Origin of the sequence: Actimicrobium sp. GrIS 1.19, assembly GCF_035984655.1 — a bacterium.
In the GTDB taxonomy this organism is placed as follows: Bacteria; Pseudomonadota; Gammaproteobacteria; order Burkholderiales; family Burkholderiaceae_D; genus Actimicrobium.
The window spans coordinates 81,795-98,822 of record NZ_JAXCHT010000009.1; the positions used below are offsets into that span (position 1 = coordinate 81,795).

The 17,028-nt window shown below is 63.9% G+C and carries 14 protein-coding genes; 9 read left to right on the forward strand and 5 right to left on the reverse strand.

What is annotated here, in order from left to right; genetic code table 11:
• Nucleotides 1–98: 98 nt before the first annotated feature.
• On the reverse strand, nt 99–803 hold the full coding sequence (locus tag RCH09_RS08830; RefSeq protein WP_326940703.1) for a PEP-CTERM sorting domain-containing protein: 705 nt from the start codon (nt 801–803) through the stop codon (nt 99–101).
• A 393-nt stretch (nt 804–1,196) separates the two neighbouring features.
• Between RCH09_RS08830 and RCH09_RS08835 the strand changes: the two genes are divergently transcribed.
• Nucleotides 1,197–2,399, forward strand: coding sequence for a hypothetical protein (locus tag RCH09_RS08835; protein ID WP_326940704.1), 1,203 nt, complete (start codon nt 1,197–1,199; stop codon nt 2,397–2,399).
• Here the strand turns inward: RCH09_RS08835 and prpR are convergent.
• Nucleotides 2,396–3,991: a propionate catabolism operon regulatory protein PrpR gene (gene prpR / locus RCH09_RS08840; protein WP_326940705.1), complete on the reverse strand. Its 1,596-nt coding sequence runs from the start codon at nt 3,989–3,991 to the stop codon at nt 2,396–2,398. The genes RCH09_RS08835 and prpR overlap by 4 nt on opposite strands.
• A 177-nt stretch (nt 3,992–4,168) precedes the next feature.
• Here prpR and prpB point away from each other — a divergent pair, with 177 nt between their 5' ends.
• The 8 genes from prpB (at nt 4,169) to RCH09_RS08880 (ending at nt 14,117) form a co-directional block, all read left to right on the forward strand.
• Nucleotides 4,169–5,059, forward strand: a complete 891-nt coding sequence (gene prpB, locus RCH09_RS08845; protein ID WP_326940706.1) for a methylisocitrate lyase — start codon at nt 4,169–4,171, stop codon at nt 5,057–5,059.
• Nucleotides 5,060–5,103: 44 nt separating this feature from the next.
• Entirely contained in the window at nt 5,104–6,255 is a 1,152-nt protein-coding gene (prpC, locus tag RCH09_RS08850) for a bifunctional 2-methylcitrate synthase/citrate synthase (RefSeq protein ID WP_326940707.1), read from the forward strand.
• A gap of 19 nt (nt 6,256–6,274) precedes the next feature.
• Nucleotides 6,275–8,869, forward strand: coding sequence for a Fe/S-dependent 2-methylisocitrate dehydratase AcnD (acnD, locus tag RCH09_RS08855; protein ID WP_326940708.1), 2,595 nt, complete (start codon nt 6,275–6,277; stop codon nt 8,867–8,869).
• Nucleotides 8,870–8,871: 2 nt separating this feature from the next.
• On the forward strand, nt 8,872–10,056 hold the full coding sequence (gene prpF / locus RCH09_RS08860) for a 2-methylaconitate cis-trans isomerase PrpF (protein WP_326940709.1): 1,185 nt from the start codon (nt 8,872–8,874) through the stop codon (nt 10,054–10,056).
• 163 nt (nt 10,057–10,219) lie between these two features.
• Nucleotides 10,220–10,486 (forward strand): hypothetical protein, encoded by a 267-nt coding sequence (locus RCH09_RS08865; protein WP_326940710.1) that lies wholly within the window; start codon nt 10,220–10,222, stop codon nt 10,484–10,486.
• A gap of 59 nt (nt 10,487–10,545) precedes the next feature.
• Nucleotides 10,546–11,061 carry a hypothetical protein gene (locus RCH09_RS08870; RefSeq protein ID WP_326940711.1) on the forward strand — a complete coding sequence of 172 codons (516 nt, stop codon included), beginning with the start codon at nt 10,546–10,548 and terminating at the stop codon, nt 11,059–11,061.
• 170 nt (nt 11,062–11,231) lie between these two features.
• A complete protein-coding gene (locus tag RCH09_RS08875; protein WP_326940712.1) occupies nt 11,232–11,378 on the forward strand; it encodes a hypothetical protein in 147 nt (48 codons plus the stop codon).
• Nucleotides 11,379–11,498: 120 nt separating this feature from the next.
• The gene (locus tag RCH09_RS08880; protein WP_326940713.1) at nt 11,499–14,117 is read left to right on the forward strand and encodes an NEL-type E3 ubiquitin ligase domain-containing protein; all 2,619 of its coding nucleotides are present in this window, start codon (nt 11,499–11,501) and stop codon (nt 14,115–14,117) included.
• A gap of 9 nt (nt 14,118–14,126) precedes the next feature.
• On the opposite strand, the gene xth is transcribed toward RCH09_RS08880, so the two are convergent.
• The 3 genes from xth to RCH09_RS08895 all read right to left on the reverse strand — a co-directional run bounded on the left by xth (nt 14,127) and on the right by RCH09_RS08895 (nt 16,975).
• Nucleotides 14,127–14,900 (reverse strand): exodeoxyribonuclease III, encoded by a 774-nt coding sequence (gene xth / locus RCH09_RS08885; protein WP_326940714.1) that lies wholly within the window; start codon nt 14,898–14,900, stop codon nt 14,127–14,129.
• A 72-nt stretch (nt 14,901–14,972) separates the two neighbouring features.
• Nucleotides 14,973–16,250 carry a c-type cytochrome gene (locus RCH09_RS08890; RefSeq protein WP_326940715.1) on the reverse strand — a complete coding sequence of 426 codons (1,278 nt, stop codon included), beginning with the start codon at nt 16,248–16,250 and terminating at the stop codon, nt 14,973–14,975.
• Nucleotides 16,247–16,975, reverse strand: a complete 729-nt coding sequence (locus RCH09_RS08895; protein ID WP_442785019.1) for a c-type cytochrome — start codon at nt 16,973–16,975, stop codon at nt 16,247–16,249. The genes RCH09_RS08890 and RCH09_RS08895 overlap by 4 nt, the downstream gene beginning before the upstream one ends.
• Between the last annotated feature and the right edge of the window lie 53 nt (nt 16,976–17,028).

The window sequence follows — 17,028 nt, forward strand, 5'->3', positions numbered from 1 at the left end:
CAAAACACCCCTGATTCTCGGAAAGCAGGGGTGTTTTTTTGTGTGGAACGGTCACAGCGAGCTGCAACCCGTTCCTGCCACGGCATCGCCGCCGCAAATCAGGCCGCGTTCTGACGCCGGCGCAGCACAACACCCACGCCCAGCAAGCCTGCCAGGAACATCATGCTGGTGGACGGCTCAGGCACTGCAGCAGTGATCGCGGTGTATTGCAGGCTCAGGAAACCGCTGCCGCCGAAAGGCAGTTGCCAGCCGTTGCCGGGGATGGTGCTGAAGTAGCCGTTGCCAATGCCGAAGCCGGACGCATCTGCCGTGGTCTGGGTGCGCGAGAACTGAATGCCGGTCACGGTGGGGTCAGAGCTGGTCAGGTAGGCAATGTACTTGGTATTGGCGTTCAGGTTCAGGCCCAGGTTGTCAAACGCAACGGTGGTGAAGCCGCCGGTCGAGTTATAGGTCTCGACGCCCGAGCCGGACGTCGTCAGCAACGCCGGGCCGACCAGATTGGTGGCCTGGTTCTTGGCGTTCGTGCCAGGGTTCCATTGCGCCACGTTCAGCTGCAGCGAAGCCGTGGTGTTGCCGAGCGCGTAGAAGCTGAACGACGACAGCAAGCCAGCCGTTGTCAGCGAGAACACTTCGCCAACCTTGGGCGAGTCGCTGCTCGGGTTGGCACCGTTACCGAAGGACGCAAACGGCAAGCCGTTGTTCGCGCCGCCCGGCACGTTGGTGTAAGTAGTGGCCGAGGCACTGCCGGCAAGCACCAGCAGAATGCCGGCGAGTACTGTGAGTTGAAGCGCTGATTTGGTCATGGGTCTCATCCTGTGGGTGAATGGGTAAAACAGTTTTTTTTGAACCTCGCGGTCAAATCATGTCGGACGCGAATTGCCTGTGGCGTCTGTCGCATGGCGGTGCTGGCTTGAACAGAGGTTGTACAGTCACGTGTGAAGTTCATCGCCGGCCCACCGACATGGGTCGTTGTCGGCGGCCGGGTGACTCTTAATAAAAAACCATCTGTTGCGATAAATATACCTGTTGAATTTCAATCGGTGTGTGAAACAAAATCGGCGCGATAGTCCGAACGGACCCCTCTGGCAGCGCGCACGCAACGGAACGGACAGGCGCTGAACGACACTCATCGGGGCAAACTGGCGTCGATTGCGGCGCTGTCGATCAGTCCTACCCGAGAACATTTCGCACTGCGTATGTGGGATATCACCAACATCAACCGAACCGTCAACATCTGGTCCAGCTCGACCCCGGGTCCCAATCCGTCGCGCAGCGTCACGGTCGCGCAGTCGGTGGTCGCGCAAGCGCCCCGTGCCCAGCACCAAGGCCCGCTTCGCCATCACGCTGGCAGCATCGAGGCGGACCTGCGCGAGGCGCTCAGCGCCCGCAGTGCCGAACGGCTGTCGCTCGGAGAGATGCTGGAGGAGCACGCCAGCCTGCATGCACAGTTCTGCGCGCCGGCATCGCGTGCCGAGCGTCGCGCCCCGGATTCGGTGGCCGGGATCGTTCAAATGCATTTGCGCTCACTGGAGCGAAAGATCGACGACGAACTGCGCGCGCTCGAGGAAGCGCAGCAACGGGAGCCAGGCGGGAGTGCCGCGCCGGATCTGCTCGACGCCGCTGCCGCACCGCGCGATTGCGACGCGCCGACGGCAATCAACGACATCCACGAACTCGACGCGGGAACGCTGTCGGCAACCCGCCTGCAACAACGGCTGGAACTGTCGCATGCACAAAAAGGCCTGTCCGGCGAGGGTGAGAATTGCGCCTGGCGCGCGGCGTGGCCGATGGTGCTGCTGCAAATGCAACCCGCGGCACTGGAGCGCGCCATCGTCGCGCAACTGGGTGACGATTACCTGCCGCAGGCCGCGCACCTTGCCGAGGTCTGCGCCGTCGTACAACAGCGCGACGGCTGCCGTGCGCTCTTCACACGCGAGGATGGTTATGCCTTCATGCCCGATAACAGTCGGCTGCAGCTGCCCGGCTTGTCGGCCGAGGAGGGCGAGGATTTGCTGCAGGAACTGAGTTGTGCGCTGCTAGTCAAGGGCGGCCTGTCGGATGCGGATGCGGTCGATCTTGTGTACGGCGAGGGGCGTGCCTCCGCCCACGAGCTGCTGTGCATTCCCCGGCAACTCGGCGCCGCCGGGGCGGTGCTGGAGCTGCCGCGTGATGCGACCGGCGAAATCGGCGAGGACGCCAACCTCGTGTATTTCTGTGCGCAAGCTGGCGACGTCGTGCCCGACACGGAGTCCGCCGAGTCGCCTGAGCAACGCGCCGACGCGTTGCACGCGCGCCTGCGCGACGTCCCGGTTGCGTTGATCCAGGGTGAGCATTTCGCGCTGCTCCTGCCGAACCACGGTGTGCCGCAACCATTGCCGGACGAGCCGTTCGCCGATTAACCGGTGCGCAATTTGCGCCACAACGTAGTGCGACTGATGCCCAGATGTTCCGCCGCCGCCGCCCGATTGCCGCCGAAGCGCGCCAGCACGTCGGAAAGTGATTCGGCCGCTGCCGGCCGCGCCGGTTGCACTGGAGCGCCGGCCTGCCGCAACTCCGGCGCGACCGCCAGCAACAGCGCCGGCGACAACGCCTGCAGCGGCTCGGCCGCCAGAAACAACGCGATGCGTTCCATCATGTTGCGCAGTTCGCGCACATTGCCGGGCCAGCGATAGCCGGCCAGCAAGGCGCCGCAGGCAGCGACCTCGGCCTGCAGATTCGGATGCGGACGCACGCCCACCGCTGCCAGCGCATTTTTCAGGCACCACAGCGCCAGCGTGACCTGATCCTCGGGGCGCTCGCGCAACGGCGGCAAGGTCAGGCGCAGCACGCCGAGGCGGTAGAACAGATCGGGCCGGAAGCGGCCGTCACGCATGCGCGTGTCGAGGTCGCAGTGGGTCGCGCTGACAATGCGCACATCGACCGGAATCGGCCGCGTGCCGCCTACGCGCACCACTTCACGCTCTTCCAGCACGCGCAACAGGCGGGTCTGCAGCGGTAACGCCATCTCGCCGATTTCATCGAGGAACAGCGTGCCGCGCTGGGCCGCTTCGAACAACCCTGCGTGACCGCCGCGCCGGGAGCCGGTGAAGGCCCCTTCTTCATGGCCGAACAACTCCGATTCCAGCAATGATTCGGCCACCGCGCCGCAATTCAATGCTACGAACGGCTGCCGGGCCCGCGCGCTGGCGCGATGGATCGCCTGCGCCGCCAGTTCCTTGCCGCTGCCGGTTTCACCCTGGATCAGCACCGTCGCCGGGGAACGCGCAAACAGCACGATGGCTTCGCGCACCCGCTGCATGGCGGCGGATTCGCCGCGCAGATCGGTCACGCTGTGGCGCGCGCGCAGCGTGTCGACGGCGGCCGCAGGGCGATGCCGGACCGCTTCGAGGCGGGTGAAGCGGGCGATTTCCAGCGCGTCGTCGAAGGCCTGCCGGATCGAGCCGGCCGAGTACACGAACACCCCGGCCAGCCCGGCTTCTTCGGCCAGGTCGGTGACCAGCCCGGCGCCGACAATCGCCTTGATGCCGGCCGCCTTGAGTTCGCTGATCTGGGCCCGCGCATCCTCTTCGGTGGCATAGCTGCGCTGCATGATCTCGAGCCCGAAGGTGGACTGGAATTCGGATAGTTCCGGCATGGTTTGCTGGTAGCTGATCAGGCCGATGTGCGGGGTGATGCGACGGGCCCGCGCCAGCGCCTGCATCACATCGAAGCCGCTGGCCTTGGCGATCACGACCGGTACCGCCAGGCGGCCTTTCAGATACGCCGCGTTCGAGCCGGCCGCAATGACCGCGTCGCAACGTTCGTTGGCGAGCCGTTCGCGGATGTGCCGCACGGCATCTTCAAAGCCGAGATGAATCGGCTCGATGGTGGCGACATCGGCGTATTCCAGCATGATGTCGCGAAACAGATCGAACAGGCGCGAGATCGAGACGGTCCAGATCACCGGCTTGTCGTTGGGGTCGGCCGTGTCGTTGCGGATCGGACGTTGCATGTTTCATCTCCCTGTTGCAGTGTTTCGATTGTAACGTGGTTTGAAACATCCTTGTCCACGTCGATGCATGCGCAAGTAATTGATTCCATGCTGATCCCGCCACCGGCGGCGGTGTGGCACGGCGATTGCAATACCGATATCAAGCAAGCCCGATGAAACACACTCGAAAGTGATCTCATGACCCTCCATTCCGCAGGTGCCGCCTTCCGCAAGGCGATGCAGGACGAATCGCCGCTGCAAGTCGTCGGCGCCATCAATGCCAATCATGCGCTGCTGGCCAAGCGTGCCGGCTTCAAGGCGATCTATTTGTCCGGCGGCGGTGTCGCCGCCGGGTCGCTCGGGATTCCCGATCTGGGCATCACCAATCTGGATGACGTGCTGACCGACGTGCGCCGCATCACCGATGTCTGTGATTTGCCGCTGCTGGTCGACGTCGATACCGGCTTTGGCTCGTCGGCCTTCAACATCGCCCGCACCGTGCGTCACATGATCAAGTTCGGCGCGGCGGCGATGCACATCGAAGACCAGATCGGCGCCAAGCGCTGCGGTCATCGGCCCAACAAGGAAATCGTCAGCAAGGAAGAAATGGTCGATCGCATCAAGGCCGCCGTCGATGCCCGCACCGATCCCGAGTTCGTGATCATGGCGCGCACCGATGCGCTGGCCGGTGAAGGACTCGACGCGGCGCTGGAGCGTTCGCTGGCGTATGTCGAAGCCGGCGCCGACATGATCTTTGCCGAAGCCATCACGCAGTTGCCGATGTATCGCACCTTTGCCGACACCGTCAAGGTGCCGGTGCTGGCCAACATCACCGAATTCGGCGAGACCCCGCTGTACACGCTGGAAGAATTGCGCGACGCCGGCGTCGGCCTGGTGCTGTATCCGTTGTCAGCGTTTCGCGCGATGAACAAGGCGGCAGAAAATGTGTACGGCGCGATCCGCCGCGACGGCACCCAGAAGGCCGTGCTGGACACGATGCAGACCCGCAAGGAGCTGTACGAACGGATTGACTACTACGCGTATGAAGACAAGCTGGACGCGCTGTTCGCCGCCGGCAAAGCCAAATAATTCGCCGAATAAATCGCCAAATAATTCCCTCTCAGGAGACTCGCATGACCGAACCAATCGCAGGCTTCAAGCCAAAAAAATCCGTCGCCCTGTCCGGCGTCACGGCCGGTAATACAGCGCTGTGCACCGTCGGCAAGACCGGCAACGATTTACACTATCGTGGCTACGACATTCTCGATATCGCCGACACCTGCGAATTCGAGGAAATCGCGCATCTGCTGGTGCATGGCAAGTTGCCGACCAATGCCGAGCTGCACGCCTACAAGACCAAGCTGAAAGGGCTGCGCGGCTTGCCGGCCAGCGTCAAGACCGTGCTGGAAGCCTTGCCGGCCGCCTCGAACCAGATGGATGTGCTGCGCACCGGGGTCTCGGCGATGGGTTGCGTGCTGCCCGAAAAAGACGATCACAATATGCCTGGCGCGCGCGACATCGCCGATCGCCTGATGGCGTCGCTGGGTTCGATGCTGCTGTACTGGTATCACTTCAGCACCAACGGCAAACGGATTGAAACGCAAACCGACGATGACTCGATCGGCGCGCACTTCCTGCATCTGCTGCATGGCGTGCGGCCCTCCAAGGCGTGGGAACAAGCCATGCATACCTCGCTGATCCTGTACGCCGAGCATGAATTCAATGCCTCGACATTTGCCGCCCGCGTGGTGGCCGGCACCGGCTCGGACATGTTCTCGGCCATCACCGGAGGCATCGGTGCGTTGCGCGGACCGAAGCACGGTGGCGCCAATGAAGTCGCGTTCGAAATCCAGAAGCGTTACGACAATCCGGACGAAGCCGAAGCCGACATCCGCCGTCGCGTCGAGAACAAGGAAGTGGTGATCGGTTTCGGTCATCCGGTCTACACGGTCTCCGATCCGCGCAACAAGGTGATCAAGGAAGTCGCGCGCGCGCTGTCGAAGGAAGCCGGCTCGACCAAGATGTTCGATATCGCCGAACGGCTGGAATCGGTGATGTGGGACGCCAAGAAGATGTTCCCGAACCTGGACTGGTTCTCGGCGGTCTCGTATCACATGATGGATGTGCCAACCGCGATGTTTACGCCGCTGTTCGTGATTGCCCGCACCTCCGGCTGGGCCGCGCACATCATCGAGCAACGCGTCGACAACAAGATCATTCGCCCGAGCGCGAACTATGTCGGTCCCGAGGATCTGAAGTTCGTACCGATTTCGGAACGCAAATAATCACCCACTGGCCACCATCATGAACACTGCAAACCGCAAGCCACTTCCCGGCGCCACGCTGGATTACTTCGACGCGCGCGCCGCGATCGATGCGATCCGTCCCGGCGCTTTCGACACATTGCCTTTCACGTCGCGCGTGCTGGCCGAAAATCTGGTGCGGCGCTGCCCGCCGGCTGCGCTGGTCGCCTCGCTGACGCAGCTGATCGACCGCAAACAGGAGCTGGATTTTCCGTGGTTCCCTGCGCGCGTGATCCTGCAGGACATCCTCGGCCAGACCGCGCTGGTCGATCTGGCCGGGCTTCGCGATGCGATTGCCGCGCAGGGCGGCGATCCGGCGCAGATCAACCCGGTGGTGCCGTCGCAACTGGTGGTGGATCACTCGCTGGCAGTCGAATTTGCCGGCTTCGATCCGGATGCGTTTGCCAAGAATCGCGTCATCGAAGAGCGCCGCAACGTCGACCGCTTCGACTTCATCCAGTGGTCGAAGAAGGCCTTCAAGAACGTCGACGTGATCCCGCAAGGTAACGGGATTCTGCATCAGATCAATATCGAACGGATGTCGCCGGTGGTGCAGGTCGAGCAGGGCGTGGCCTTCCCGGATTCGCTGGTCGGCACCGACAGCCATACGCCGATGATCAACGCGCTCGGCGTGGTCGGCATCGGCGTCGGCGGTCTCGAAGCCGAAAACGTGATGCTGGGCCGCGCGGTGTATCTGCGCCTGCCCGACATCATCGGTGTCGAGCTCGGCGGCAAGGCCGCGCCCGGCATCACCGCCACCGACATCGTGCTGGCGCTGACCGAATTCCTGCGCGCGCAGAAAGTCGTGTCCGGCTACGTCGAATTCTTTGGCGAAGGCGTGGCGCAGTTGACGCTGGGCGACCGTGCCACGATCTCGAACATGACGCCGGAATTCGGCGCCACGGCGGCGCTGTTCTATATCGACCAGCGCACCATCGATTACCTGCGCCTGACCGGTCGCGACGATGCGCAAATCAAGCTGGTCGAGACCTACGCCAGGGCCAGCGGCTTGTGGGCCGACACGCTCAAGAACGTGGTCTACGAACGCGTGCTGCGCTTTGATCTGTCCACCGTGGTGCGCACCATCGCCGGTCCGGCCAATCCGCATCAGAAGATCCCGACCTCGACGCTGGCCGAACGCGGCCTGTCGAAGCACATCGAGACCGCCGATGGCGCGATGCCCGACGGCGCCGTGATCATCGCCGCCATCACCAGCTGCACCAACACCAGCAATCCGCGCAACATGATCGCCGCCGGACTGATCGCGCGCAACGCCAACGCGCGCGGCCTGACGCGCAAGCCGTGGGTGAAAAGCTCACTCGCGCCGGGTTCGAAAACCGTGGAGCTGTATCTGGAAGAAGCCAAGCTGCTGCCGGAGCTGGAGACGCTCGGCTTCGGCGTCGTCGCGTTCGCCTGCACCTCCTGCAACGGCATGAGCGGTGCGCTGGACCCGGTCATCGAAAAGGAAGTGCTGGAGCGCAATCTGTACACCACCGCGGTATTGTCCGGCAACCGCAATTTCGAAGGCCGCATTCATCCGCGCGCCAAGGAAGCCTACCTGGCTTCGCCGCCGCTGGTGGTGGCCTACGCCATTGCCGGCACCATCCGCGTCGATATCGAACGCGATGCGCTCGGCCTCGATCGCGATGGCAAACCGGTGACGTTGAAAGACATCTGGCCGGACGACGCCGAGATCGACGCCATCCTCGCCGCCAGCGTGAAGCCGGAGCAGTACCGTAAGGTGTACGAGCCGATGTTTGCGATTGCCGCCGACACCGGCGAGAAGGTCAGCGCGCAATACGATTGGCGCGCCGAGAGCACCTACATCCGCCGTCCGCCGTATTGGGAAGGCGCGCTGGCTGGCGTGCGCACGCTGGCCGGCATGCGGCCGCTGGCGGTATTGGGCGACAACATCACCACCGATCATTTGTCGCCGTCGAATGCGATCCTGCCGGAAAGCGCCGCCGGCGAGTATCTCGCCAAAATGGGCCTGCCGCAGGAAGACTTTAATTCCTACGCCACCCATCGCGGCGATCACCTGACGGCGCAACGCGCCACCTTCGCCAACCCGCGCCTGAAAAACGAAATGGTGCTGGAAAACGGCAAGGTCAAGGAAGGCTCGCTGGCGCGCATCGAACCGGAAGGCAAGGTCGCGCGCATGTGGGAAGCGATCCAGACCTACATGGAACGCAAGCAGCCGCTGATCATCATCGCCGGTGCGGATTACGGCCAGGGCTCGTCGCGTGACTGGGCTGCCAAGGGCGTGCGGCTGGCCGGTGTCGAAGCGATTGCGGCGGAAGGCTTCGAACGCATCCACCGGACCAATCTGGTCGGCATGGGCGTGCTGCCGCTGGAATTCATGAAGGGCGTCAACCGCCTCACGCTGGCCATCGACGGCAGCGAAACCTTCGACGTGCTGGGCGCGCGCACGCCACGCGCCACGCTGACACTGGTGATCGTTCGCAAGAACGGCGAACGGGTCGAGGTACCGGTGATCTGCCGTCTTGATACGGCCGAAGAAGTCGCGATCTATGAAGCCGGTGGCGTGCTGCAGCGCTTCGCCCAGGACTTCCTGGAATCAGCAAAGGCGGCCTGACCATGAGCCATCTTGCGCAACTCCGGATTGCCGCCACCTATTTGCGGGGCGGCACCAGCAAGGGCGTGTTCTTCCGGGTCGACGATTTGCCGCTGGCGGCGCAGACGCTGGGCGCCGCGCGCGACGCCTTGCTGCTGCGCGTGATCGGCAGTCCCGATCCGTATGGCAAGCAGATCGACGGCATGGGCGGCGCCACCTCCAGCACCAGCAAGACGGTGCTGCTGTCGAAAAGCACGCAGCCGGATCACGACGTCGATTACCTGTTCGGCCAGGTCGCGATCGACAAGGCGTTTGTCGACTGGAGCGGCAACTGCGGCAATCTCTCGGCGGCGGTCGGTCCGTTCGCGATCGACAACGGCCTGGTCGATGCCGCGCGCGTTCCGCTCGACGGCATCGCCACGGTGCGCATCTGGCAAGCCAACATCGGCAAGACCATCATCGCGCACGTCCCGATGAAGGGCGGCATGGTGCAGGAAACCGGTGACTTCGAACTCGACGGCGTGACCTTTCCGGCGGCCGAAATCCAGCTGGAATTCATCGACCCGGCGGCGGATGAAGAGGGCGCCGGCGGCGCCATGTTCCCGACCGGGAATCTGGTCGATGCGCTTGACGTCCCCGGTGTCGGCACGCTCACGGTGACCATGATCAATGCCGGTATTCCGACCATCTTCGTCAACGCCGAGGCGCTCGGCTACAACGGTACCGAGCTGCAGGACGCGATCAACGGCGATCCGAAAGCACTGGCGATGTTCGAAACGATTCGCGCCCATGGGGCGTTGCGCATGGGCCTGATCCAGCATCTCGATGAAGCTGCCAAGCGCCAGCACACGCCCAAGGTCGCCTTCGTCGCCAAGCCGGCCGACTATGTATCGTCCAGTGGCAAGCGGGTCGCAGCGGCCGACATCGACCTGCTGGTGCGGGCCATGTCGATGGGCAAGCTGCATCACGCCATGATGGGCACGGCAGCGGTAGCCATCGGCACCGCCGCCGCGATTCCGGGCACGCTGGTCAATCTGGCCGCCGGCGGCGGCGCGCGCAACGCGGTGCGTTTTGGCCATCCGTCCGGCACCCTGCGCGTCGGCGCAGAAGCCAGCCAGACAGATGGCGTCTGGCACGTCGCCAAAGCCATCATGAGCCGCAGCGCCCGCGTGCTGATGGAAGGCTGGGTGCGGGTGCCGCAAGACTAAAAAGCAAAAGTGGGGTCAGAGTCAATTAACAATTGGGGTCAGAGTCGAATTAATTAATTCAACTCTGACCCCAATTTTTCTTTGGTCCAATTTTCGCATCGGATTCGATCGGCGTGGTTGTGCCAGAATGGCGACCTCGTCCGCTTCCATCTTGGAGAACATCGTGAGATCAACCCGCGCTACCGCTGCTGTCGAACGTCTCAAGGCGCGCAGCGGCAATCCCGATTACACGCTGGTGCGCACCGCCGCCGGGCTGTTTGGGCTGGTCTTGGGGCCCGTCGCCGATCCGGCTTCGCGGGTGTCGGACTGGCTGCCGCTGGATGACTTCGTCGCTTTCGTCAATGCGTTCGGGCCGCAGATTCCGCGCCGCATGACCAAGGCCGACGCGGCGTTTGAAAAGCAGCTGGTGACCAAAAAGCCGGACGCGTAACACCGGCTTGTCATCCGGATCTGCGATGCGTCAAGGCCAACCGTTTTATCGAATCATGTTTGATCTGGATCGCGTTTGCGGTCATTTGTCGATCGACTTTGAAACCGTCCACCGCTTTCTTCGTCCCAGTTCTGAAGCGTTTTTCTTTTCAGACAACGGAGAATTGCATGAAAAAAATCCATCTAGCCCTCGTCATTTCAATGGCCGTATGCAGCAGTGCGGCGCTGGCCCAGTCCGGCGCCGCCGGGATCACCGAGAGTAACGATCCGGCCAAGGCGGCCGCAGTCGAACGGCGCGCGCAGGAATTGTCGCAGACCCAGCCGGGCGGTGCATCGACGAAATCGTCGAGCAAAAAATCCGCTCACAAAACTGATCCGAAAAGAGGCGCGATGGAATCCGGCGCCGGCAGCATGGCGAAACCGCCAGGCGGCAATGGCAGCACGAACAGCGCCCCCGCGTTCGGCAGTCGCAGCGATACAGTGAGCCCCGATGCGGGCAGCGGTGCGGCACCGGCCTCGCCGCCGGTGCTGCCGGACACCGGCGCCTTGCCAGCGCCGAAACCGGGCGGCTATTGACCGGGGATGCACTGGCGATTTTTTTGATCGGACCGGCGAACTGATCCACTGCAGCGGTTACTCAAGAGTTCCTGAATAACCTGTCTGATGCAATGAGATCAAACACCGCTTCGCCCACGCGCCAGTCCGCTCCGCATAGTCCGCAGTCGCCGCCACGCCCACCAGCCAATATGGCTGTTGAACGCACCCCGCTGATCGGTGGTGCTGACGAACACGTTACCGTCGCTGAGATGTTCATGGCGCTGACGCAGGATTTCCTGCGCGCGCGCGGCATCGACAACCTGCTGGCGCCGCGCTGGGAGGCGCGCAACGTTTGAGTCACTGGGTTGGCGCGCACTGCGCCAACAATCTGGACCGCGCTGCCGAACAGACTTGGCGCAGCGCTTACCCAAGAACTCCAGAACAACCTTAACTCCAGAACAACCTTACTTGTCCCCATGCGCTCACATCAATCTTCTCTGGGTCGCCCGCCCGCCGCCCGACAAACCCAGCCCTTGCCGCAGGACCGGCCAGACGATCGCGTTACGCGGCCTGGGGAGCCCGTCCAGCAGCCTGCCCATCGTCAACGCCTGGTTGACTGGTGCTGCTGCCTGCGCCCCGACGCCGCAGCGCGCGCCCGGCAGCAGCAATTACAGCAGCCACGCGTCGAGCTTCCCGGCGCAGCGGCTGTTGCTGTACTCGACCAACCGGCGCGACAGCTGCGCGACGATGTCGAGGCCCCGGAGGTACTTGAACCGATGTTGCCCGAAGTGCGCGCCGAGGCCGAGCCTGCCGTGCAACCGTCGCCGCTTGCACGCGATGCATTGATCGCCAACTGGCGCGCCTGGGCTGCCGACGAAACGGCGCGGGGCGAACCACGTGACGAAGCGGTGCGTCGCCTGGTTGCCCGGCACGACCACGGCGACCCCGACGCCGAGTTGGCGCTGAGCGGACTGGATTTGACCGGATTGCCGGAACGGCTGCCGGAAAACCTGCGCTGGCTGAACCTTGGCGGCAACCGTTTGACCGCCATTGCACCCCCGCTGCCGCGTGGGCTGCAAGTGCTCGATCTGAGCGACAACCGCCTCTCCGCATTGCCGAATGACTTGCCGGAGACCATCGACACGCTGCGGATCGGACGAAATCGCTTGACCCACCTTCCGGCGCAACTGCCGCGCCAACTCCGCTGGCTTGAGGTCAGCAGCAACGCTCTGAGCGAACTGCCGGCGTTGCCCGAACGCCTCAATGTGCTAAATCTCAGCAACAACCAGTTCACCCGTTTGCCGACGCAGTGGCCAGCCGCTCTGGTCACCCTGCGCGCCAACCGGAATCAATTGACAGCCTTGCCCGATAACCTGCCGGATAGCCTGAATGTCATGTCGTTTAGCCACAATCAGTTGACGGAGTTGCCCGAGCGGTTTCCTGCCGCCCTGCGCAGGCTGAATGTCTTCGACAACCAGCTTGCCCGCTTGCCGGAAACCCTGCCCAATCAGCTTCGCGAGCTGCACATCAGTCGCAATCGGATTGCCCGGTTGCCGGCGCGGCTGCCAGCTGCGCTGGAATCGTTGTGGGCTGAAGGCAATCCGGTGACGGCGTTGCACGAGCCGCTGCCGTCAGGCCTGCGGTTGCTGAATCTGACTGGGTCGTTGGTGGCAGCATTGCCTGATGACTTGCCGCCCCAGCTGCAGTCACTGCAGGTGAGCAACAGTCGATTGCGTGCGCTGCCGCACCGGTTGCCCGATTCGCTGCAGTACCTCAATGTATCGCGCAATTTTCTGACCCGGATTGGACCGCTTCCGGCGTCGCTGCGGGAGTTGACTGCAACCCATAACGATGTGACGACGCTGCCGCAACATTGGCCGGCCAGACTGGAGAGATTGAACCTTACACATAATGCGCTGACGACCTGGCCGCGCGGCTTGCCACCGTCTCTGTACAGCATGTCGCTTGCTGAAAATGCGTTGACCACCATTCCGCCGGATCTGGACACCATCGTGCCGTCCGGCGCCAGTGTGCAAATGGACAATAATCCCCTGAATGAAGAAGCCGGACAGGCGCTGCAGGCGATTGCCCAAAACCGGGATTGGTCCGGTCCGCGGCTATTTTTCTCGATGGGTGGATTGCGCGACACGATGCAACGGCGTGACGCGTTGCGGCAGTCCCCGCGCCCTTTTGCCGAGGTCGCCGCACCGTGGTACGCGGCTGGCGGCGCAACACCCGGTCATGCATTGGCGACCACGGTCGACACGGCGCGCGAGCAGGGTGACCAGAGCGCCGAAGACTTCACCCGCTTCCTGGATAAGCTGGCCGGCACGGTCAACTTCCAAAACCCGGCCTTCCGCGCCCATGTGCGCGAGTGGCTGGAACATCTGGCGGCAAACCCGGCGCTGCGTGCCCATACCTTCGCCCTCGCGCATGAGGCCACCACGAGTTGCGAGGATCGCGTGTCGCTGACCTTCAACAACATGCGCCGGGCGCGCTTGCTGGCCGATGTGGATGCCGGCGCTTACGATGCCCGGCTTCCCGAATTGCTGGAGGTCGCGCGCGGCATGTTCCTGCTGGAACGCCTTGAGCAGATTGCGCGCGATAAAGCCGCGTCTCTTGGCGCGGTCGACGAAATCGAAGTCTATCTGGCCTATCAGGTGCACCTGCGGCAGCGGCTGCAACTGCCGCTGGCGGCCGATGATATGCGCTATTTTGCTGTGTCGTATGTGACGCCGGACGATCTTGATCGTGCCGAAGCAGACCTCAGGGCGCAGGAAAATGCTGACTTCCCGACCTATCTGGCGACCGAATGGGCGCCGTGGAAAACGCTGATGACGCGGCTTGATCCGGAACGCGTCGCGGCCGCCAACGATCGTTATCTGGCGGCGATGGGCGAGCCCTATCAAGCCAGGGTGCAGGCCGAACTCGCGGCGCTGAACCTGTCGAATGACCGCGATGCGGAAGCGGCGGTTGGTCGGGAGGTGCAGCGTGAGATCGAGCAGGAGATGTTCATGGCGCTGACGCAGGATTTCCTGCGCGCGCGCGGCATCGACAACCTGCTGGCACCGCGCTGGGAGGAGCGCCGCGTGTGAGCTGCGGTGTTACCGGCCCAGATCCAGCGTCGCCACCACCGGCGTGTGATCGGACGGCTGCTCCCACTTGCGCGGCACCTTGTCGATGACGCAGGCGGTGCAGACCGCGGACAGCGCCGGTGACAATAAAATGTGATCGATGCGCATGCCGGCGTTGCGCCGAAAACCCATCTGGCGGTAATCCCACCAGCTGAACAGTTTGTCGGCCTGGTCGAACAGCCGGAACGCGTCCTTCAGTTCCAGTCCGAGCATGTCGCGGAACGCCGCGCGCTCCGGCTCCGACACCAGGTTCTGTCCCACCCAGGCCGCCGGGTCGTGCACGTCGCGGTCTTCGGGCGCGATGTTGTAGTCGCCCAGCAGCGCCAGTTGCGGATGCTGCGCCAGTTCGGCGACCAGCCATTGCTGCAGTCCTGTTAGCCATTGCAGCTTGTACTGGAACTTGTCCGACTCGGGCGACTGGCCGTTCGGGATGTAGGCGCAGATGATGCGCACGCCATCGACGGTGGCGGCGATCAGGCGCTGCTGTTCGTCGGCAAAATGCGGGTTGTTGTGCACCACATCGGTCATCGGCAATTTCGACAGGATGGCCACGCCGTTGTAGGTCTTCTGGCCGTTGAAGACGACCTGATAGCCAGCCGCCTCGATCTCGGCCTGCGGGAATTTTTCGTCGACGGTTTTGGTTTCCTGCAAACACAGCACATCGACCGGATTATCGGCCAGCCATTGCAGCACCTGCGGCAGGCGGACTTTGAGGGAGTTGACGTTCCAGGTAGCGAGTTGCATGGGCGTAATCGGTTGGCGGTTGAGACTGCGGATTATCGCATTGCGGTGGCCGCAGCAGGGCGGCCACGCGCATCACTCCAGCGGCACCGCCCGATACCGATTCACCACAAACGCCGACACCGGCGCGGCATTGTTGCCCCAGGCGTGGCGAATGTAGCTGACCACGGCGGCGGTGGCATTGTCATCGAGCAGCTGGCCGAACGGCGGCATGCCGTGCGGTTGCGGATTGCCGGTGGTGGAGGGGGCGTAGCCGCCGTTGAGCACCATGCGCACCGGGTTGACCGGCGCTCCGGTCACGGTGCGGGCGCCGGCCAGCGGCGGATAGAACGGCGTGACGCCGCGTCCATCGGCCTTGTGGCAACTGGTGCAGTGGTCGTCATACAGTTTGGCGCCCTGCTGCAGGACGTCGCGGGCGGCGGCGTCGGGTTCGGGGTGCTGCTCGGTGCTGGCAACCGGAGCGGGCGCGGCAGCCAGATACGCGGCCATCGCGGCGATGTCGTCATCGGGCACATATTGCAGGCTTTGCTGCACCACCTCGGCCATCGGACCGAACGCGGCCCCGCGCGCGGACACGCCGGTTTTCAGGAAGGCAGCGAGATCGTGCTGAGTCCAGCCCGAGGCGCCCGGTGTCAGCGCCGGCGCGTACCAGCCCGACACCGGGATCAGTCCGCCCGAGAGGCCGTTGTCATTGTCAGTGGCGCCCAGCACGTTGCGGCCGGCATGGCAGCCGCTGCAATGGCCGAGGCCGGTGACCAGATAGGCGCCTCGATTCCATGCGGCGCTTTTGGCCGGCTCCGGCTGATATACGCCGGGCCGGAAGTACAGCGTGCGCCACAGCGCCAGCAGCACCGGCTGGTTGTACGGAAAGCGCAGCGTGTGTGGCTGATTGGCCTGCACCACCGGCGTCACCGTCTGGAAAAAAGCAAACATGGCGTCCGAATCCGCACGCGTGATGCGGGTGTAATCGGTGTACGGAAAGGCCGGGTACAACAGATGGCCGTCGCGCGATTTGCCGTTATGCAGCGCGCGCCAGAAATCGTTGGCTTTCCAGCTGCCGATGCCCGTGACCGGATCGGCCGTGATGTTGGGCGAGACCAATGCGCCAAACGGCGTGGCGATGCTGCGGCCACCGGCATAGGGCTGGCCGCCGCGTTGCGTATGGCAGGCCACGCAATCGCCGGCGCGCGCCAGCAATGCGCCCTGTTTGACTTGCTGCTGCGGATCGGGATGCACTGCGCCGGGGGCGTCGGCGTCGGGCTCGTGCCAGGTTTGCCAGGCGACCGCGCCGCCCAGCACCAAAATGACAACAGCCACGGCGACCAGCAATAAACGTTTGATCAGTTGAGTCATGGCTTGGGTACGGTGCCGCAGGTCATCGGTGGAGTGGTCGGGCCCGGCGGCACCGCGGTGTTGGGTTCAGGCAGGGGTTGTGCTGCCAGCCAGCCAGTGACGGCGCTGATGTCGCTGGTCGACAGGCGGCTGGCGATGGTGGCCATGCAATCGGGTGCGGCAGCCTTGCGCGCGCCGTCCTTCCACGCACCGAACTGCGCGCTCAGATAATCGCGCGGCAAACCCAGCAGGCCGGGTGTGGCGGGCAGGACGCCGGTCAGGGCCGCGCCATGGCAGGCGGTGCAGGCGGGTACCTCGCGTGTCGCGTCACCGGATTGCGCCAGCGTGCGGCCACGTTCGGTCATGGCATCGGAGGAACCCGATGCCAGTGGCGCCGGATAGGGCGGATGCAGCGCCGAAAAATAGGTCGCCATCTGCAGCAAATAGGCGTCCGACAAATGATCGACCATGTAAATCATCTGCGGATAACGCCGTCGGCCATCGCGGAAATTGCGCAGCTGGTTGTACAGATACCCGGCCGGTTTGCCGGCGATGCGCGGATTGAATTCCGCCCCGATGCCATCCTTGCCATGGCAGGCGACGCACGGCGCAACCCGTGCTGCCATCGAATCCGGCGGTACGGTTTGCGCCAGCGCCAGCGGCGCGGCCGTGACCAGCCCCAGCCAGAGCCACAGCGCGGGCTGGCGGCGCAAGAAGCGCTGAACGATGACAGGACGAATTGGCATGTGGCGGCGGGGTGGTGGTTGCGGGCCGCCAGTATGACCTGTTCGCGGGCATT